The 18,839-nt window shown below is 70.4% G+C and carries 18 protein-coding genes and 1 pseudogene; 11 read left to right on the forward strand and 8 right to left on the reverse strand.

The window, feature by feature from the left end; translation table 11 throughout:
* Nucleotides 1–32: 32 nt before the first annotated feature.
* A complete protein-coding gene (locus VGL85_RS00920) occupies nt 33–716 on the reverse strand; it encodes an MBL fold metallo-hydrolase (protein ID WP_331585047.1) in 684 nt (227 codons plus the stop codon).
* Nucleotides 717–799: 83 nt separating this feature from the next.
* On the reverse strand, nt 800–2,368 hold the full coding sequence (locus VGL85_RS00925; RefSeq protein ID WP_331585049.1) for an amino acid permease: 1,569 nt from the start codon (nt 2,366–2,368) through the stop codon (nt 800–802).
* Between the two features lie 141 nt (nt 2,369–2,509).
* Between VGL85_RS00925 and hrpB the strand changes: the two genes are divergently transcribed.
* Genes hrpB through VGL85_RS00950 form a run of 5 tightly spaced genes read left to right on the forward strand, consistent with a single transcriptional unit; the run spans nt 2,510 to nt 9,151 of the window.
* On the forward strand, nt 2,510–4,993 hold the full coding sequence (gene hrpB, locus VGL85_RS00930) for an ATP-dependent helicase HrpB (RefSeq protein ID WP_331585051.1): 2,484 nt from the start codon (nt 2,510–2,512) through the stop codon (nt 4,991–4,993).
* Between the two features lie 11 nt (nt 4,994–5,004).
* A complete protein-coding gene (locus VGL85_RS00935; RefSeq protein ID WP_331585053.1) occupies nt 5,005–5,517 on the forward strand; it encodes a VOC family protein in 513 nt (170 codons plus the stop codon).
* 3 nt (nt 5,518–5,520) lie between these two features.
* Complete coding sequence (locus VGL85_RS00940; RefSeq protein ID WP_331585055.1) at nt 5,521–6,582, forward strand: TauD/TfdA family dioxygenase; 1,062 nt, start codon at nt 5,521–5,523, stop codon at nt 6,580–6,582.
* Between the two features lie 48 nt (nt 6,583–6,630).
* Nucleotides 6,631–7,788, forward strand: coding sequence for a 2OG-Fe(II) oxygenase (locus tag VGL85_RS00945; protein WP_331585057.1), 1,158 nt, complete (start codon nt 6,631–6,633; stop codon nt 7,786–7,788).
* A gap of 55 nt (nt 7,789–7,843) precedes the next feature.
* Nucleotides 7,844–9,151, forward strand: a complete 1,308-nt coding sequence (locus tag VGL85_RS00950) for an alpha/beta hydrolase family protein (protein WP_331585059.1) — start codon at nt 7,844–7,846, stop codon at nt 9,149–9,151.
* Nucleotide 9,152: 1 nt separating this feature from the next.
* Here VGL85_RS00950 and VGL85_RS00955 read toward each other — a convergent pair whose 3' ends face one another.
* The 3 genes and pseudogenes from VGL85_RS00955 to VGL85_RS00965 form a co-directional block, all read right to left on the reverse strand.
* Nucleotides 9,153–9,632 carry a carboxymuconolactone decarboxylase family protein gene (locus VGL85_RS00955; protein ID WP_331585062.1) on the reverse strand — a complete coding sequence of 160 codons (480 nt, stop codon included), beginning with the start codon at nt 9,630–9,632 and terminating at the stop codon, nt 9,153–9,155.
* 80 nt (nt 9,633–9,712) lie between these two features.
* Nucleotides 9,713–10,363: pseudogene (locus VGL85_RS00960) on the reverse strand (peroxiredoxin); the annotation flags it as partial.
* Between the two features lie 98 nt (nt 10,364–10,461).
* Nucleotides 10,462–11,076: a glutathione S-transferase family protein gene (locus VGL85_RS00965; RefSeq protein ID WP_331585066.1), complete on the reverse strand. Its 615-nt coding sequence runs from the start codon at nt 11,074–11,076 to the stop codon at nt 10,462–10,464.
* A gap of 137 nt (nt 11,077–11,213) precedes the next feature.
* On the opposite strand from VGL85_RS00965, the gene VGL85_RS00970 reads away from it, so the two are divergent.
* Entirely contained in the window at nt 11,214–13,685 is a 2,472-nt protein-coding gene (locus tag VGL85_RS00970) for an ATP-binding protein (RefSeq protein WP_331585068.1), read from the forward strand.
* Here the strand turns inward: VGL85_RS00970 and VGL85_RS00975 are convergent.
* Nucleotides 13,682–14,539, reverse strand: a complete 858-nt coding sequence (locus VGL85_RS00975; RefSeq protein WP_331585070.1) for an undecaprenyl-diphosphate phosphatase — start codon at nt 14,537–14,539, stop codon at nt 13,682–13,684. The two genes, VGL85_RS00970 and VGL85_RS00975, sit on opposite strands and share 4 nt — an antisense overlap.
* Nucleotides 14,540–14,705: 166 nt before the next feature.
* Here VGL85_RS00975 and VGL85_RS00980 point away from each other — a divergent pair, with 166 nt between their 5' ends.
* The 3 genes from VGL85_RS00980 to VGL85_RS00990 are packed head-to-tail and all read left to right on the forward strand — an operon-like array spanning nt 14,706 to nt 15,973.
* Nucleotides 14,706–15,152 (forward strand): hypothetical protein, encoded by a 447-nt coding sequence (locus VGL85_RS00980; RefSeq protein ID WP_331585072.1) that lies wholly within the window; start codon nt 14,706–14,708, stop codon nt 15,150–15,152.
* Between the two features lie 14 nt (nt 15,153–15,166).
* A complete protein-coding gene (locus tag VGL85_RS00985; protein ID WP_331585074.1) occupies nt 15,167–15,520 on the forward strand; it encodes a hypothetical protein in 354 nt (117 codons plus the stop codon).
* Between the two features lie 33 nt (nt 15,521–15,553).
* A complete protein-coding gene (locus VGL85_RS00990) occupies nt 15,554–15,973 on the forward strand; it encodes a hypothetical protein (protein ID WP_331585076.1) in 420 nt (139 codons plus the stop codon).
* A gap of 8 nt (nt 15,974–15,981) precedes the next feature.
* Here the strand turns inward: VGL85_RS00990 and VGL85_RS00995 are convergent, their stop codons facing one another.
* Both VGL85_RS00995 and VGL85_RS01000 read right to left on the reverse strand, forming a co-directional pair.
* Nucleotides 15,982–16,770 carry an RNA methyltransferase gene (locus VGL85_RS00995; protein WP_331585078.1) on the reverse strand — a complete coding sequence of 263 codons (789 nt, stop codon included), beginning with the start codon at nt 16,768–16,770 and terminating at the stop codon, nt 15,982–15,984.
* A complete protein-coding gene (locus VGL85_RS01000) occupies nt 16,767–17,687 on the reverse strand; it encodes a class I SAM-dependent methyltransferase (protein ID WP_331585081.1) in 921 nt (306 codons plus the stop codon). Before VGL85_RS01000 ends, VGL85_RS00995 begins: the two co-directional genes overlap by 4 nt.
* A 132-nt stretch (nt 17,688–17,819) precedes the next feature.
* Between VGL85_RS01000 and VGL85_RS01005 the strand changes: the two genes are divergently transcribed.
* On the forward strand, nt 17,820–18,452 hold the full coding sequence (locus tag VGL85_RS01005; protein ID WP_331585083.1) for a TetR/AcrR family transcriptional regulator: 633 nt from the start codon (nt 17,820–17,822) through the stop codon (nt 18,450–18,452).
* A gap of 5 nt (nt 18,453–18,457) precedes the next feature.
* A complete protein-coding gene (locus VGL85_RS01010) occupies nt 18,458–18,823 on the forward strand; it encodes a hypothetical protein (protein ID WP_331585085.1) in 366 nt (121 codons plus the stop codon).
* Nucleotides 18,824–18,839 lie beyond the last annotated feature (16 nt).

The raw sequence follows: 18,839 nt of genomic DNA on the forward strand, positions 1-18,839 counted from the left end.
GGCGCCGTAACGCTGCGATTTCGCGGCTGAAATCACGGGTGCGACAAGATTTCGTCGGCGACGAAGGGGTTGGTCGCCCGCTCCTGGCCGAAGCTCGACATCGGTCCGTGGCCGGGCACGAAGCGCACGTCGTTCCCCAGCGGCCAGAGCTTGGTCGTGATGGCTTCGATGAGCTGGGCATGGTTCCCGCGCGGGAAATCCGTGCGCCCGATCGAGCCCTGGAAGAGCACGTCGCCCACCTGGGCGAAGCGGGTCTCGCGGTGGAAGAAGATCACGTGGCCCGGCGTGTGGCCCGGGCAGTGGTAGACCTCGAATTCCGTCTCGCCGAGCGTGACCACGTCGCCATCGTGCAGCCAGCGGTCGGGGATGAAGCCGCGCGCGTCCGGCATACCCCACTTGGCGCCCGAGGCGTCGATCTGGTCGATCCAGAAGGCGTCGTCCGGATGCGGCCCCTCGATGGGGACGCCGGTCTTCGCCTGAAGCGCCGCCGCCCCGCCGGCGTGGTCCAGGTGGCCGTGGGTGATCCAGATCTTCTCGAGCGTCAGGCCCTGATCGGCGATCGCGCCCAGCAGCCGGTCGACCTCGCCGCCGGGATCGATGATCGCCGCCTTCAGCGTCCTGGCGCACCAGACGATGGTGCAATTCTGCTGCAGCGGCGTCACCGGCGCGATCAGAGCGCGGATGGGGAGGCTGGGTGGCGGCTGAGGCGCATTCATGACGACAAGATCGGTGTTTCCGGCGGATATGAAAAGGCCCGGGGCGAACCCGGGCCTTTCCGTCGCAACCGCAGAGGGGGGTGCTAGTCCGGAACGCCGCCCGGACCCTCGGTCAGCGGCTCGTCGTTCTCGACGCCCAGCCGCACGTTGGAGCGCCAGAAGCCGTAGAGGAAGTAGAACACCAGCCCGAGCGCCGTCCAGGCCAGGAACAGCCCCTTGGACTTGCCGTTCAGGCTCATGAACAGCACCGCGCAGCCGATGATCGAGGCCGGCGCCACCAGGAACAGCAGGGGCGTCTTGAACGGCCGCACGCGGGTCTTGTCGGTGAAGCGCAGGATCATCACCCCCAGCGACACCGCCGCGAAGGCGAACAGGGTCCCGGAGTTCGAGTAGTCCGCCAACTGGCCCACCGGCAGGAAGGCCGCGAACAGCGCCACGACGATGCCGGTCACCAGGGTGATGATCCAGGGGGTCTTGAACTTCGGGTGCACGGTGGAGAACACCGGCGGCAGCAGGCCGTCGCGGGCCATCACGAAGAAGATCCGCGTCTGGCCATACATCATCAGCAGCACGACGGAGGGCAGGGCGATGGTCGCCGCCAGCGCCACCAGGCTGCCGAGGAACGGATGGCCGATCTCGTTCAGCACATAGGCCAAGGCCTCCTTGGAGCAGACCAGCGGGGTGTGCGCGCCCATGGCGGTGCAGGCCGCCGCCAGTTCCGGGGAGCCGTCGCCGTAGGGCACGCCGTCGGGGCCGACCAGGGGCTGGGCCCCGAAGGCGCCGATCGCGCCGCCGGCGGCCAGCAGGTAGAACAGGGTGCAGATCAGCAGCGAACCGATCAGGCCGATCGGCACGTTGCGCTGCGGGTTTCGGGTCTCCTCGGCCGCGGTGGAGACCGCGTCGAAGCCCACATAGGCGAAGAAGATCGAGGCCGCCGCGCCCAGGACCCCGGTGCCGGACGACCCCAGAGGATTGCCCCAGCCGCGCGGCGTGAAGGGCGTGAAGTGGCTGGCGTGGCCGGCGATCATCGGCACCGTCACCAGGACGAACAGGCTGAGCGCGGCCACCTTGATCGCCACCAGGACGGCGTTGACCGTGGCGCTTTCCTTGGTGCCGTAGATCAGCAAGGCCGTGACCAGGGCGGTGATGATCACCGCCGGCAGGTTGACGATCCCGCCGACCTCGCCGCCTTCCAGGAAATTGCCGAAGGACATCTTCGGCCCCACCGTCAACGCGTGGGGTATGTGCATGCCCAGGGAGTCCAGAAGGCCGATCATGTGGCCGGACCAGCCGACCGCGACCGCGCTGGCGCCCAGGGCATATTCCAGGATCAGCGCCCAGCCGACCAGCCAAGCCACCAGCTCGCCCATCACGGCGTAGGAATAGGTGTAGGCCGAGCCCGCCACCGGCACCATCGAGGCGAGTTCGGAGTAGCAGAGTGCGGCGACCGCGCAGACCGCCCCGGCGATGATGAAGGAGACCATCATGCCCGGCCCGGCCTTCTGCGCCGCCGTGGCGGTAAGCACGAAGATGCCGGTGCCGATGACCGCGCCGATGCCGAGCAGGGTGAGCTGCAACGGCCCCAACGACCGGTGCAGCGATTTCTTCTCCGCCGTCGCCAGAATGGCGTCGAGCGATTTAACGCGCCACATTTTCCCTCCGAACAGCGGCTCCCCCCGAACCCAACGGTCTTCGGGCCGCCTGCGAAATTTGACGCGACCGTGACTTGGTTGTGCCGTGCGGGTCAAGCGTCAAGGCTTGGCGTTGCGCGGACCGGCCGCTAGAGCGCACGAATGTTGCCGATCCACGAGGCTTTGCCGGCGCTGAAGACCGCGCTGGCCGAACGGAATGCGGCGGTGCTGGTGGCGCCGCCCGGAGCCGGCAAGACCACCGTGGTCCCGCTGGAACTGCTGGCCGAGCCGTGGATGGGCGCCGGCAAGATCGTCGTCCTGGAGCCGCGCCGCCTGGCGGCCCGCGCCGCGGCCGAGCGGATGGCCATGACGCTCGGCGAGCCGGTGGGCGCGACCGTCGGCTTCCGGGTGCGGATGCAGTCCAGGGTCTCGGCCCAGACCCGCATCGAGGTGGTCACCGAGGGCGTCTTCACGCGCATGATCCTGGCTGACCCGGAGCTGGCCGGGATCGCCTGCGTGATCTTCGATGAGTTCCATGAGCGCAGCCTGGACGCCGACCTTGGCCTGGCGCTGGCCCGCGACGCGCAGGCCCTGCTGCGCGAGGACCTGCGCATCCTGGTGATGTCGGCCACCCTCGACGGCGCGGCGGTGGCGCGCCTGCTCGGCGACGCCCCGGTGGTCGAGAGCCTTGGCCGCGCCTTTCCGGTCGATACCCGCTACCTCGGCCGCGACGAGACGCTGCGGCTGGAGGACCGCGCCGTCCGCGCCATCGACCGCGCGCTCGCCGCCGAGACGGGCGGGCTGCTGGTCTTCCTGCCGGGCCAGGGTGAGATCGTCCGCACGGCCGAGCGCCTGGCTGAACGCGCCCGCCCGGGCGTCGAGATCGCCCCGCTCTACGGCGCGCTCGACCCGCGCGACCAGGACCGCGCCATCGCGCCCGCGCCTGACGGCGTGCGCAAGGTGGTGCTCGCCACCTCGATCGCCGAGACCAGCCTGACCATCCAGGGCGTGCGCGTGGTGGTCGACAGCGGCGTCGCGCGCGTGCCGCGCTTCGATCCGGCCAGCGGGCTCACGCGGCTGGCCACCGTGCGCGTCTCGCGCGCCGCCGCCGACCAGCGCCGCGGCCGCGCCGGGCGCACCGAGCCCGGCGTCTGCTATCGCCTGTGGGACGAAGCCGAGACCCGCGCCCTGCCGGCCTACGCCGACCCGGAGATCCTCGACGCCGACCTGGCCGGCCTGGCGCTCAACCTCGCCCGCTGGGGCGCGAAGGACGCCGCGGGCCTGGCCTTCCTCGACCCGCCGCCCACCGCCGCCTTCGCCGAGGCCCGCAGCCTGCTGGTCCGCCTGGAGGCCTTGACGCCCGACGGCGTGCTGACCGCCCATGGCCGGGCGCTCAGCGACATGCCGCTCAGCCCGCGCCTGGCGCATATGGTGCTGAAGGCGGCGGAGACCGGCCAGGCGGCCCGCGCGGCGCGCATCGCCGCCCTGATCGTCGAGCGCAACCTCGCCGGCCGCGACGCCGACCTGCGCCATCGGCTGGAAGCCCTGGGCCGCGACCGCAGCCCCCGCGCTCGCGACGCCAAGGCGCTCGCCGAACGCTGGGCGTCGCAGGCTCGCTCCTCCCCCGTGATAGCGGGGGAGGTGTCGGCGAAGCCAACGGAGGGGGCTTTGGAAGGAAGGGGCGAACCGCTGTCCGAAGGCCTGCTGCTGGCCTTCGCCTATCCGGAGCGCGTCGCCAGGGCCCGTGGACCGCAGGGCGAATACCAGCTCGCCACCGGCCGTGGCGCCTTCCTGGAGCCCACCGACGCGCTGGCCCGCGAGCCCTGGCTGGCGGTGGCGGAACTGGGCGGCGGCGAGCGCCGCGACCGTATCCTGCTGGCCGCCCCGCTGACGCCGGAGGAGATCGAGGCTGCGTTCGCGGGTCAGCTCACCGTCGACGACCGGCTGGAGGAGAGCGGGGCAGGACGCCTGCGCGCCAAGCGCCTCACGCGGCTGGGCAAGCTCACCCTGCGCGAAACCGTCGACGACAACCCCGATCCGGCCCGGATCGCCACCGCCCTGGCCGACCGGGTCCGCGCCGAGGGCATGGGCCTGCTGCCCTGGGGCGAGGCGGCGCAGAGCCTGCGCGAACGGGCGGCCTTCCTGCACGGCCGCGACCCCGCCTGGCCGGACCTCTCCGACGCCGCCCTGACCGAACGCCTCGACGACTGGCTGACCCCGATCCTGTCCGGCGTCCGATCGCTCGGCGCCCTCAAGCCCGACGTGCTGGACGGGGCGCTCCGCAGCCTCATCCCCTGGGACCAGCAGCGCCGCCTGGACGCCGCGGCGCCCGCCCGCTGGACCGCGCCCACCGGCAACAGCTTCGCCATCGACTACGCCGCCGAGGCCGGCCCGCGCGTCGATGTCCGTGTGCAGGAGGTCTACAGCCTGGCCGAACACCCGATGGTGGCCGGCGTACCGCTCACCCTGTCCCTGCTCTCGCCGGCCCATCGCCCGGTGCAGACCACCCAGGACCTGCCGGGCTTCTGGAAGGGTTCCTGGAAGGATGTCCGCAGCGACATGAAGGGCCGCTATCCCAAGCATCTGTGGCCGGAGGACCCGGCGAGCGCGGCGCCCACCACCCGGGCCAAGCCCAGAGGATCCTAAGTTTGGGGGACATGAGCCCGCCGTTGTGGAATCATCACGGCATGATCAAGGGCCTGCACCACAACGCCTACCGCTGCCGCAGTTCCGAGGCCACCCGCGCCTTCTACGAGGACTTCCTCGGCCTGCCGCTTTCCGGATCACTAGCGATCGGCGAGACCAAGACCGGCCGCGAGACCCGGGTGCTGCACACCTTCTACCGGATGGATGACGGCTCCTTCCTGGCCTTCTTCGAGGCGCCGGACATGGCCTTCGACTTCAAGGCCCAGCACGACTTCGACCTGCACATCGCCCTGGAAGTGACGCCCCAGGCGCTGGCCGAGATGCTGGCCAAGGGCAAGGCGGAGGGGCGCGAGGTGCGCGGCGTCTCCGACCACGGCTTCGTGGACTCCATCTATTTCCGCGATCCCAACGGCTATGTGGTCGAACTCACCGCCAAGCGCCCCGGCCACGACGCGATGATGGACCCGGCGAAGAACCGCGCCCGCCAGATCCTCGACGACTGGACCGCGAGCCAGACGGCCTGATCCATGACTGAGCTTCCGCCCGAACTTCCCCCGGGCCCCATCCCAGGCCCCGCTGCCTGGCGCGCCGCCGACCTGTCGCCCGCCGATTGGCTGCATGCGCTGTCGCCGGCGGAGGTCGCCGAGATCGAGGCCGCCGCCCGGGCGCTGGCCGCCCGTGACCTGGACCTGGCGGGCGTCACCGCCGGCGATTTCCCGCTACCGGCGTTCGGGCGGCGCCTGGCCGCCATCCATCGCGACGAGGTGCTGGAGGGCCGCGGCTTCGCGGTGCTGCGCGGCCTCGATCCAGAGCGTCTGAGCCGCCGCGAGAACGCCGCCGCCTTCCTGGGCATCGGCGCGCACCTGGGCGCCTTTCGCCCGCAGAACGCCGCCGGCCACATCCTGGGCCATGTGAAGGACCTCGGCCGTTCGCCCGACGATCCCACCGCGCGGCTCTACCAGACCCACGAGCGGCAGACCTATCACACCGACAGCTGCGACGTGGTCGGCCTCTATTGCCTGAAGCCGGCCCGCGCCGGCGGCCGCTCCAGCCTGGTGAGCTCCGTCACCCTGCACAACGAGATGCGCGCCCGGGCGCCCGATCTGGCCGCAGCGCTGTTCGCCCCCATCGAGACCGACCGGCGCGGCGAGGCGGCGCCGGGCGAGCAGCCCTGGTTCACGATCCCCGTCTTCAACTGGCACGCCGGCCACTTCGCCGGGAAATACCAGCGCCAGTACATCGAAAGCGCCCGCCGGTTCGCTGAGGTCCCGCCGCTGACCGACGCCCAGCGCGCCGCCCTCGACCTGATGGACGCGCTGGCCGAGAATCCGGCGCTGCACCTGGAGATCGACTTCCTGCCGGGCGACATCCAGCTGGTGAACAACCACGTCCTGTTCCACGACCGTACCGCCTTCGAGGACTGGCCGGAGCCGGAGCGCCGTCGCCACCTGCTGCGCCTGTGGCTCGCGCCGCTCCAGGCCCAGCCTTTGCCTGAGGTGTTCGCCGAGCGGTTCGGCACGGTCACGCCCGGCGCCCGTGGCGGGGTCACCGTCCCGCCGGAGCGCTGGATCGCGTCGCTGGAGGCCTGACGCGCCGGGCTGGCGCATTGGCGCCGCCGCCGCCTAGACTTGGGCCCCATGACGGAAACCGCCGCCGCCTCCGAAGCCACCGCCGTCTACCGGCGGATCGAGCCGGGCGACCGGCTGCCCACCCTGTCCCAGGACTGCGGAGACATGAAGGGCTTCGTCTTCGACTCCTGCGCCGGCCGCTTCCTGCTGTTCGGCCTCTTCCTGTCGGCGGACGATCCGGACATCCGCGCCATGGTCGAGGCGGTGGCCGCGCGCAGCGACCTGTTCGATGGCGAGCGGGTGTCGTTCTTCGGGGTCAGCGTCATGCCGCGCGACCGCGAGGTTCACCGCCTGACCGGCGTCGAGCCGGGTGTGCGCTTCGTCTGGGACTTCGACCGGACGGTGTCCAACGCCTGCGGGGCCACGCCGCTGAACGGCGACGTCGCCAAGGGCGGCGCGGTCGCCCGCAAGTGGCTGCTGGTCGATCCGTCGATGCGGGTGCTGCGCAGCTGGCCGATGCGCGAGACGCCGGTGGAAGAGGTGATCGCCGCCGTCGAGGCCCTGCCGCCACCGGACGGGTTCGGCGGGGTCACGCGACCGGCGCCGGTGCTGATGCTGCCCAACGTGCTGGCGCCGGAACTCTGCCGCCAGCTCACGGACCTGCATCGGAACCAGGGCGGCGGCCGCGACATCGGCTTCTTCCGCGGAAACCAGCAGGTCTACGACCCCAGTTTCAAAAGCCGCCGCGATGTCACCATCACCGATCCGGCGCTGATCGCCGCGCTCAAGGATTCGCTCGGCCGCCGCATCCTGCCGGAGATCGAAAAGCTGTTCTTCATGCGCGCCAACTACGTCGAGCGGCACCTGATCGGCTGCTATTCGGCCGAGGACGGCGGCCATTTCCGGCCGCACATCGACAATGGCGCGCCATCGACGGCCCATCGCCGCTTCGCCATCTCGATCAACCTCAATGACGGCTTCGAGGGCGGCGAGGTCGTCTTCCCCGAATACAACATGGCCGGCTACAAGGCCCCGGCCGGCTGGGCCGTGGTCTTCCCCTGCGCCATCCTGCACGCCGTGCGGCGGGTCACCGCCGGCTCCCGCTACGCCTACCTGCCGTTCGTCTACGACGACACGGGCAAGGCGATCCTGACGGAGCGCGAAAACGCCGAACGGGCCCAACGGGCCGAAGTGGGTCCGAATCCGTCGGATTCCCGTCCTGGCTGACGTCCGCCACGCCCTGCTACCTTCCCTGAAGGTAAGGCTGCGATGGGATCGGATGATGGGGACGCGCACGGCCGCCGGGATCGTGGCGGGGCTGCTGCTGGCGGCCGGCGCGGCCCACGCGACGCCAGGCCTGGCCGGTCATTGGCAGGGGACCATGGTCGAGCAGGGCCAGAGCCTGCCGGTGAGCTTCGATTTCGATCCCGACCAGGCCCACGGCCGCTTCACCTCGCCGGTGCAGCGGGCGATGGACTATCCGCTGGACGCCGTGGCGCGCGATCAGGCCCATGTCACCTTCACGGTCGGCGGCGGCATCCATTTCGACGGCGCCCTGTCGGATCGCGAGATCGCGGGGACCTTCAAGACCGGCGGCGCCTCGGGGACCTTCACCCTGCATCGCGGCCCGGCGCCGGTGTTGCCCTACGACGTCGTGCCGGTCAGCTTCCGCAACGGCGCGGTGGTGCTGAAGGGCACGCTCTGCCTGCCGCACACGCCGGGTAGGCATGGCGCGGTGGTGCTGGTGCACGGCAGCGGGCCGGAGACCCGCTGGGGGACCAATCGCTACATCGCCGACCGCATGGCCCGCGCCGGCGTGGCGGCGCTGATCTTCGACAAGCGCGGCTCCGGCGAGTCCGGCGGCGACTGGCGCACCTCGCGCTATGAGGACCTGGCCCGCGACGCCCTGGCCGGCGTCGACCTGCTGGATGCGCGCCCCGACATCGATCCGCGCCGGGTCGGTATCCACGGCCACAGCCAGGGCGGGGTGATCGGCCCGCTGGCGGCCACCCTGGCGCCCGGCAAGATCGCCTTCATCGTGGCGATGGACACCTTCGCCGGCCCCCAGCGCGACCAGGACATCTACCGGGTCGACCACGCGATCGACGAACTTCGCCTGTCCGCCGCCGACAAGGCCAAAGCGATGCAGGTCTACACCCTGTTCGTGGACGCCGCCTCGGGCGCGGTTCCCTACGAGACCTTCGAAGCCGCCGCCGCGCCTTACAAGGGCGCGGCCTGGTACGGCTGGATGGATTTCCCGCCGCGCGACAGCTGGGTCTGGACCTTCGGTCGGCTGAACGGCGCGTTCGACACCCTGCCGGTCTGGCGAAAGGTCCGACAGCCCGTCCTGCTGATCTACGGCGAGAAGGACATCCTGCAGCCGCTGGACGCGACCATCGCCACCATCACCGGCGCGCTCGACGCCTCGCACACGCCCTACACCGCCCTGATCGCGCCGGGGGCGGTCCACAACCTGACCATCCAGCCGGACGAAAAGGGGCCGTTCTTCTGGTGGAAACAGGCGCCGGGCCTGGTCGAGGTGGTGGTGGACTGGGTGTCGCGCCAGGCCGGCGTCCGTTCCGATCGCTGATCTAGGCCGCCACCGGCTCGCTCTTGGCGGCCAGGCGGTTGTCGTTGGGGTGCTGGGCGCGCAGGCCGATGGCGATCCGGTTCCAGGCGTTGATCGCGCCCACCAGCACCGTCAGGTGGACGATCTGCTCGTCGTTGAACTCAGCCTTGATCGCCGCGAAGTCCTCGTCCGGCGCGCCGGTGTCGGCCACCCGGGTCAGGGCCTCGGTCCAGGCCAGCGCCGCCCGCTCGCGCGGCGTGTACATCTTCGATTCCCGCCAGGCGTTCAGCAGGAAGATGCGCTCCGGCCGCTCGCCGTATTTCAGGGTGTCGGCGGTATGCATGTGCAGGCAGTTGGCGCAGCCGTTGATCTGCGAGGCGCGGATCTTCACCAGCTCGGTCAGGATCGGCTCCAGCCCGACCTTCTCCAGGTCGGCGGCGACCTTGATCAGGGGCTCGATGGCGGCAGGGGCGGCGGCCATGAAGTTGAGGCGTTGGGTCATTGGGGACTCCAGGAAGGATTGATGCCCCCTAGACGCGCGGCCCCAGCCGGCTGTGACATGGCCGCCGGAAAATTTAAGCCCGGCTGCTTGGCGGTCCGCAGATAGGGCTTCAGCGTGACGAAGCCGGGGAACTTCGCCTTGGCCTCCTCGTCGCTGACCGCGCCGGTCAGGATCACGTCCTGGCCCTGCTCCCAGTCGGCCGGCGTCGCCACCTTGTGCTTGGCGGTGAGCTGCATGGAATCGATCACTCGGATGATCTCGTTGAAGTTGCGCCCGGTGGTCATCGGATAGACCAGGATCAGCTTGATCTGCTTGTCGGGCCCGATGATGAACACGTTGCGCACTGTGGCGTTGGTGGCCGGCGTGCGGCCTTCCGAGGTGCCCTGGGTGTCCGCCGGCAGCATGCCGTAGAGCTTGGAGACCGACAGGTCGGTGTCGGCGATCATCGGGAAGTTGGGGGCGACGCCTTGCGTCTCCTCGATGTCCTTCGACCAGCCGGCGTGGCTGTCAGCCGGGTCCACAGACAGGCCCAGCACCTTGACGCCGCGCTTGTCGAATTCCGGCTTCAGCCGCGCGACCGCGCCCAGCTCAGTGGTGCAGACCGGGGTGAAGTCCTTGGGGTGGGAGAAGAACACCACCCAGTGACCCTCGATCCAGTCGTGGAAGTGCAGCTTCCCCTCGGTGGAGTCCTGGGTGAAGTCCGGGGCGATGTCGTTCAGCTTCAGGGTCATGGCGCGCTCTTCGTCTGGAGAGGGCGCGACCATGGTTCCACCGGTTGAGGCGGGCAAGTGAAGATTTTTGCGGCCCCGATCAGTCGCCCTGCGGACAGCTAGTCGATCCCCTTGAACGGCTCGCGCCAGGCCTCCAGCGCCCAGAGCTGGTCATGCCAGCGCGCGATGTTGCGAAACTCCGCCACCGGCAGGCCCGCGCCCTCGGCGAAGGGCAGGGCCGTCGCCAGGCGGAAATCCGCGTAGGACACGGTCTCACCCAGCGCCCATCGCCGGTCCGCCAGGTGGGCGTTCAAGGTCTCCGCATGGCGACGGAAGTCGGCCAGCGCCTCGGCCAGCATGGCCTCGTTGACCGGCTCCTTTGAGAAGGTCGGGAAGACGATGCGGTAGAAATAGAGCGGAGCGGCCGCGCTTCCCAGGTGGTAGGCGCTCCAGCTCAGCCACTGGGTCATCTCCACCGCGTCCGGCCCGGTCCGCCAGAAGTCCGAGCCGGCGATCTGCGACAGGCGGAAGGCCACCGCGTCGGTCTCCCAGGTCGTGCGCCCGTCGTCCTCGACCAGCACTGGAACCAGGGCGTTGGGGTTGATCGCCCGGAAGGCGGCGATGTTATCCGGATGCTGCGGGCTGGCGCGGACGAACTCCACCGGCGAGCCCAGGTGCTTCGCCGCCGCCACGGCCACGCGCGGGTTCAGGTTGTGCGAGTAGTAGAGCTTCACGATCAGGGTCCTTCCCGTTCTGTGTAAGACGCTGGAACGGCGCGGGATGCGACAGCCTGGTCGTCGCGTCTGAAGTCTTTCGCAAACTTTTTTTTGATATCGCGGGTCTTCGTCACCTCCAGAAGGCGCCGCCCGGCATGCGCTTCCGATCGATCAGCACCAAGCTCCTGGCGGGCCTCATCGCCGCCATGACCGTGCTGCTGCTTGTCGACACCGTGGTGACCTGGTCGGTCAACACCCAGCAGCTGGAGCGGCGGCGCGTCGGCGACCTGGCGCTCTATGTGAAGGAGCGCACCCGCACCGAGGAAGAGCTGTTCGACACCCTGCGCACCAAGCAGGCCGCCGCCAGCGAAGCCCTCTACCGCCGCCTCAAGCTGATGCGGCCGGGGCCGCAGGTCGACCGCCAGTTCGACGCCTGGTTCCCGGATCATGGCGACGGCACGCGGCGCAGCCGCGACAGCCTCTGGGACGGCGAGCAGACCTCCAATGGCGACGCCATCTATGGCGTGGGCGCCTATCTCGGCCACGGTGACGACGTGACGCCGGAAGAGAAGCGGATCATGACCGCCGCCACCCTGGTGGTGAACCGGGTCGGCGAAAGCGACCTCGCCAAGTTCGAGAATTTCTTCTTCCTGGGTCCCAAGGACCGGTTGATCCTGTTCGCGCCGCACCGGCCGGAGGGCCTCACCTACTTCCGGCACACGGCCCCGCCCGGCCTCGACTTCGACCACACCGACCAGGGCCGCTATCCGCTGCCGATCAACGACCTCGACCGGCGCATGCGCTGCACGCCCCTGTCGCCCCTGCTGCAGGACAAGACCGGTTCGACCCTGATCACCGGCTGTGTCAGCCCGGTCTATGTGGACAACCAGTACGTCGGCGCCTGGGGCACGACGCTGATGGCCGGCTCCTACCTGACCCGGGTGCTCGCCAATACGCCCGACGGCGCCACCAGCCTGATCGCCTCGGACCAGGGCAAGCTGGTGGCCTTCCCCGGTTTCGCCCAGCCCCAGGCCCTCAATCCCGTCGCCGTGGCCAAGCTCGAGAAGACCTACGGCGTGCCCGACCTGGTGGCCCGCATCCACGCCCAGGGCCAGGCCAGCGGCGTGGTGGACAGCCCCGATGGCAAGATGTGGGTGGCCTACGGTCACCTGGACGGGCCCTCCTGGCTGCTGCTCGTGGCCTTCCCCAAGGCGGTCTCGGTCAGCCCCTGGAAGGCCATGGCCCCCAACTTCGCCGGCAAGTTCCTGATCATCGCCATCGGGGCGGCGATCCTGTTCGCCATGGTGCGACGCCTGGTGATCGCCCCGCTGCGCGCGCTGGGCGATCCCGCCTCGGAACGCACCGAAGTCCTGGCCGCGCGCCAGGACGAGATCGGCCAGCTCGCCCGCACCCTCAGCGCCGAGCGCCGGCGCGGCGACGCCATCCTTGCCGACCTGGAGGAACGCGTCCGCGCCCGCACCAGCGAGCTGGAGCGCGCCAACGCCGCCAAGACCGACTTCCTGGCCAACATGAGCCATGAGCTGCGCACGCCCCTGAACGGGGTGATCGCCCTGGGCAGCCTGCTGGCCAAGGAGCAGACCACCGAGCGTGGCCGCCAGACCGCCGACCTCGTGGTCGCCTCCGGCCGCCTGCTGGAGCAGGTGCTCACCGACATCCTTGACCTGTCGCGCATCGAGGCCGGCCAGCTGCCGGTCAACGCCGCGCCCTTCGAGCTTTCCGAGTGCGTCGCCACCATCGCGGCCCTGCACCGGGCCAGCGCCGAGGCCAAGGGGCTGGACTTCCGCGTCTCCATCGCGCCGGACGCCCGGGGCTGGCGGCTCGGCGACGACGTGCGCGTGACCCAGATCCTGTCGAACCTCCTCTCCAACGCGGTGAAGTTCACCACGGTGGGCGGCGTGGCCCTGGACGTGGCCGCCGATGGCGAGAGGGTGACCATGACCGTGCGCGATTCCGGCGTCGGCTTCTCGCCGGAGTTCCGCGAGCGCCTGTTCAGCCGCTTCGAGCAGGCCGACGGCTCGATCACCCGCCGCTTCGGCGGCTCGGGCCTGGGCCTGGCCATCTGCGCCTCCCTGGCTGGGCTGATGGGCGGCGCCATCGACGCCTCGTCCGTGGCCGGCAAGGGCTCGGTGTTCACCGTCACCCTGCCGCTGCCGCCCGCCGAGGCGCCGGCCGAGGCCGAGGACGAGGAGGAAGCCGCCTGCGCCGACCTCACTGGCCTGAAGGTGCTGGTCGCCGAAGACCATCCCACCAACCGCAAGGTGGTCGAACTGATCCTGGAGCCGCTGGGCGTCGACCTGACCCTGGTTGAGGACGGCCGCCAGGCGGTGGAGGCGGCCGGGCAGGGCGCCTTCGACCTGATCCTGATGGACCTGCAGATGCCGGTGCTGGATGGCCTGTCGGCGTCGCGCGAGATCCGCGCCGCCGAGGCCGCCGCCGGCCGCCCGCCTGTACGGATGATCGCCCTCAGCGCCAACGCCCTGCCGGAGCATATCGCCGAGGCCCGCGCCGCCGGCATGGACGGCCACCTGGCCAAGCCCATGCGGCCCGACGACCTTATCGCGGTGCTGTCGGAGACGCTCTCTCTGCTCGAGACGAAAGCGGCCTAGCTGAACGCCACGGCCAGCACCACCACGCCCAGCGCGGCGCGGTAGAATACGAACGGCCAGGCTGAGAACCGCTCCAGCACCCGCATCAATCCCCAGATCGCCACGAAGGACGCGACCGCGGCCACCGCCAGGCCCACGCCCAGCAGGCTCCAGCCGTGCGCCGACAGATGCGCCTTGTGCAGCTCCCAGAACTCCTTGGCCCCGGCGAGCGCGATGGTCGGCGCGCCCAGCAGGAACGAGAACCTGGCCGCCTCCTCGCGCCGGAAGCCCAGCGCCAGCGCCGCCGTCAGCGTCGAGCCCGAGCGCGACACGCCGGGGATCAGCGCGCCCACCTGGGCCAGGCCCACCAGCAGCGCGTCCAGCACCGTCGCCTTCTCCATGTCGCGCCGATGGCGGGCGACGATTTCCGCCAGCGCCAGCAGGCCGGCCATGACCACGCAGGCCACGCCCACCGCCTGCAGGCTGCGCAGGGGCGAGTTGCAGGCGTTCAGGATGGGCGCGAGCGCCAGGCCCGCGATCCCGATCGGGATGGTCGCCAGCACCACCAGCAGCGCCAGCTTCAGGTCCTTGTCGCCGAACCGCCGTTGCGCCGCCGCGCGCAGCGATCCGCCGACGATGCCGATGAAGTCGCGCCGGAAATAGCTCAGCACCGCCAGGAGGGCCGCGGCCTGCATCGCCGCGGAGAACGCCGCCCCCGGGTCCGGCCAGCCCAGCAGGGCCGGCACGATCCGCATGTGCGCGGTGGACGAGATCGGCATCAGCTCGGTGATCCCCTGGACCACCCCCAGCGCCGCCACCTTGGCATAGCTCAGGCCCAGGAATCCCAGATCCAGGCCGCCGCAGGAATCACTCATCGCCACCTCGCACGCGAAGGGGCGCTTATGGCCGCCCGCGCGCGGAAGCGAAAGCCGCCTTTCGCCGTGACGGCGCGAAGGTTTTATGGATTTTTTATGAGACTGAAATATTGCCGGTATGTCGGGCGCTCAAGCTTGCGCAACATTCCCTGGAGGGAGACCGGCAATGAAGCTGCTGCAAGTCCTCGCCGCCGCCGTCGCCGCCCTGGGCCTCGCAGGCGTCGCCGCCGCCCAGGTCACCGTCGAAGGCCAACCCTATTCCGTCGTGCCGCACCAGGCCTTCGGCCCGCCGCCGGTGCAGCCGCTGGGCTCGCACTGGAGCAATCCGGAACTCTGGGACGCTTACGGCGACCTCGACCGCCCGGTGGGCCCCAATGCGCCGCCGCTGCCGAGCGGCCTGCAGACCAAGATGACCCAGCAGGTGTTCGACGGCCTCAAGGTCGCCGTGCCGCAGATGCGGCTGGCCTGCGCGACGGACCAACAGTCGCTGTGCGCCGACAAGACGAACCACCTCGCGGTCGACCGCTGCCTCGAATACCACCGCCTGAAGCTCTCGAGCCCGTGCAAGGCGGCCTGGGACCAGGTGACCAAGGCCGCCGAGGGGCGGCTGTAGAAGGGGGAACGTCGATGAGACTCCGCGCCCCCGCCGCCGTCGCCGTCGCCGTTTTGCTGGCCGGCGCCGCTGCGGCCCAGCAGCAGCACGCCACGCCCATCGCCTCCGATTTTGAAGGATCGACCTCGCCGCCCACCAACGCCCAGGCGCGCATCGGGGCGGCCAGGACAAGTCCAGAGGCGCTGCAGTCGCTGGAAAAGGCCTCGGCGCAGACGCGTCAGGCCTGCGCCGCCGACCGGGAAAGGCTCTGCGCCGAAAGCCAGTCCAGCTTCAGCGCCGGCCGCTGCCTCGAACGCCGCCGGCCGGACCTCAGCGAGCCCTGCCGCACCGCCATGGATCAACAGAGGATGGCCTGGGCGGCCCGTTAGCCTCGCCGCCGCTAGACTGAATGAGGGCCGATGATGAAACTGAAAATCCTCGCAACCGCCGTCGCCGCCCTGGCGCTCGCCGGTGTCGCCGTCGCCCAACAGGCCACCCCGCCTTACGTGGAAGGGCCGGGCGGATCGTCGCCGCCGCGGTCCGAATACGCCGAGACCTTTCGGAACCCCAGCGACACCTGGAGCCGTCACGCCAGTTACTTCAACGCCGGCGACCCCGCGCGGGCCTATTCGACCTCCGGCGCGGAGGCCGCCTATCGCCAGGACCTGAAGAGCTGGAAGCTGGCCTGCGCTTCGGATCGCGAGACCCTGTGTCAGGGCCGCAGGGACACCGGCGCCGTCTATGAGTGCCTGCGGATCCGTCGCTCGAAGCTGAGCGACCCCTGCCGCACGGCGACCTATGCCGTCGAACGCGCCGCGGTCGACGCCTACCACTTCAACTAGGCCGCACCTTAGGCCGCGGCGTAGATCATGATCCCGGTCGCCACCGACAGGTTCAGGCTGTCGGCCCGGCCGCGCATGGGGATCTTCACGTTCACGTCGCACAGGGCGGCCATGTCGCTCGGCAGGCCCTGCTGCTCGTTGCCCATCAGGATCAGCGCCGGCTTCCCATAGTCCGCCTCGCGGTGGTCGACCTCGGCCGAAAGCAGGGTGCCCACCACCGAGCCCGGCCAGGCGTTGCGCCAGGCGGCGAATTCCGCCTCGCCCGCCCGGTACAGGGGCGTGGCGAAGATCGAGCCCATGGTCGCGCGCACCGCCTCGACCGAATAGGGATCGCAGCACTCGCCCACCAGGATCACCCCGCCGCAGCCGGCCGCGTCGGCGGTGCGGATGATGGTCCCGAGGTTCCCCGGATCGCGCACCCGGTGCAGCGCCACCCAGACACGCGCGGCCGGCGGCTCCAGGGTCGAGAGCGGCTGATAAGTCTGGCGGAACACGCCCACCACCGCCTGCGGGTTCTCCCGGCGGGAAACCTTGGCCAGGATGTCCTGGGTGACCTCGATTACCTCGCCGTTCGCCGCCAGCGTCGCGGCGATGGCGGTCTTGGCCAGGGCGTGGTTCGCCGCATCCGGTCCGTGCATCAGGATCGCCGGCGCGTGGCCGGTCTGGATCCCCTCGATCACCGCCTTCAGACCCTCGGCCACGAACAGTCCGGTCTCGTCGCGCGCCTTGCGCATGTGCAGGGCGCGCACGGCCTTCACCGTCGGATTGGTGAGCGAGGTGACGGTTCGCGTGCTCATGACGCCTGCCATCTGGCGAAGAAGCTCATACCGACTTCCCGCGCCCCGCCTTCCTGGACCAGCGCCAGCTCGCCCCATTCGATCCGCCCGCCGCGGCCGGCCATGGCCTGCGCCAACAGGCCCGACAGCGCCGCGCCGCTGATCCGCTCGGCGTAGGCGTTGAGCACCAGGAACCTTGCGTTTTCCGAAAGAAGTCCGGCGCATAGGCCGACAAGCTCAGCCAGGTCCTCGAACAGCCGCCAGACCTCGCCGTCCGGCCCGCGGCCGTATTTCGGCGGATCGAGGATGATGCCTTCGTAGCGCGAGCCGCGCCGCACCTCGCGCTGGACGTATTTGCGCGCGTCCTCGGTGATCCAGCGGATCGGCCGATCGGCAAGGCCGGAGAGCTCAGCGTTCTCCCGCGCCCAGCCCACCGCGCGCTTCGAGGCGTCCACATGGGTCACCGCCGCGCCGGCGGCCGCCATCACCAGGCTGGCGACGCCGGTATAGCCGAACAGGTTCAGCACCTTTGGCTGAGCGCCGGCACTTCGCACGGCGGCGTCCAGGAATTCCCAGTTCGCCGCCTGCTCGGGGAAGAAGGCCAGGTGGCGGAAGCTGGTGAAGCGGCCGTGGAACCTCACGTCGCGCCAGCTGAGCGGCCAGGCCTGCCCATTGCCCAGCGCGGCCGCCGCGCCCTTCAGCTTCCAACGCCCGGCGTCCTCCTCGTCGGTGGGATCGAACACCGCCTCGGCCGCGTCCCAGCGCGCGGCGGGCAGGGCGGGCGTCCACAGGCACTGCGGCTCCGGCCGCACCACCGCAAAGCCGCCGTAGCGCTCGAGCTTGCGCCCGTTCCCGCTGTCGATCAGCCCATAGTCGTCCCAGCCGGTCGTGCGCATCACGCTCGGCAGTTCGGCGACTTGCGGCTCAGTCCGGCTCATGATCCCGCGCTTACGCGGTCCACGGCCCGGCGCCAACGCTCCACAGGTCCGTCTGTGGCGGAAATGCGACCGCACTTGTCACCGTGACGGAATTGGGGTCCCGTAGCGGAAAGCCAGCCGAGAAAGACGCCCTTGCCGGTCCTCGCCCCTCCCGTCCGCCGGTCCGCCCGCAAGGCCAAGGGCGACGGCCACCTGCGCCGCGCCGAAATCCTCGAGGCCGCCGAACGCATCTTCGTCGTCGAGGGCTACGAGGGCGCCACCATCCGCAAGATCGCCGACGAGGTCGGCGTCTCCTCCACAGCCCTCTACATGCACTTCCAGGACAAGGGCGCGATCCTGCGGGAGATCTGCGAGGGCACGCTGAAGCTGCTCCTGGAGCGCAACCGCGAACTCGCCGCGCGCCCGCTCGACCCGGTGGTGCGGGTACGGATGATGCTGGACGCCTACATGCGCTGGGGCCTGCAGCACTCGAACGCCTATCGCCTGGTGTTCTCCGATCCGCCGCCGGTCGCCGCGCCGCTGCCGCACGGCGCCGATGATGTCGGCGCGCAGTGCTACGACACCTTCTCCGGCGTGGTGCGCGAGGTGGCCGCCGCCGGGCGCCTGCGCACCGGCACCGCCGATTCCGCCGCCCAGGCGCTGTGGATGGCCTGCCACGGGGTGGTGGCCATGATGTCGGCCCGCCCGGATTTCGATTGGGCGCCCAAGGACGAGCTGATCGAGGTCACCCTCGACGGCCTGCTGAACGGCCTGGTGGTCGACTAGGGGCCATGCGCTTCGCCCAGTGGACCTATCGCCTCGCGGCCGCCTGGGGCGTCCTCGTGCTGGCCCCGCTGCTGTTCCTGCGCCGGCAGATCGAGGCCCAGACCACGCCCTTCACGCACCCGGAGTACTTCTACGGCTTCCTGGCCGTGGCCCTGGTCTTCCAGCTGGTGTTCTTCCTGGTTTCCCGCGATCCGGTGCGGCTGCGCCCGCTGATGCCGATCACCGCGCTTGAGAAGTGGTCCTGGGGCGCCGTGGCCTGGATCGCCTTCGCCAAGGCCCAGACCCAGCCCGCCGTGGTGTTCTTCGCCACCGTCGACATGGCGCTCGGCCTGTTGTTCCTTGTGGCCTGGGCGCGGACGCCGAAGGCCTGACGGCGCCGACGTCCTT

This window comes from Phenylobacterium sp. (assembly GCF_036501465.1).
Classification (GTDB): domain Bacteria; phylum Pseudomonadota; class Alphaproteobacteria; order Caulobacterales; family Caulobacteraceae; genus Phenylobacterium.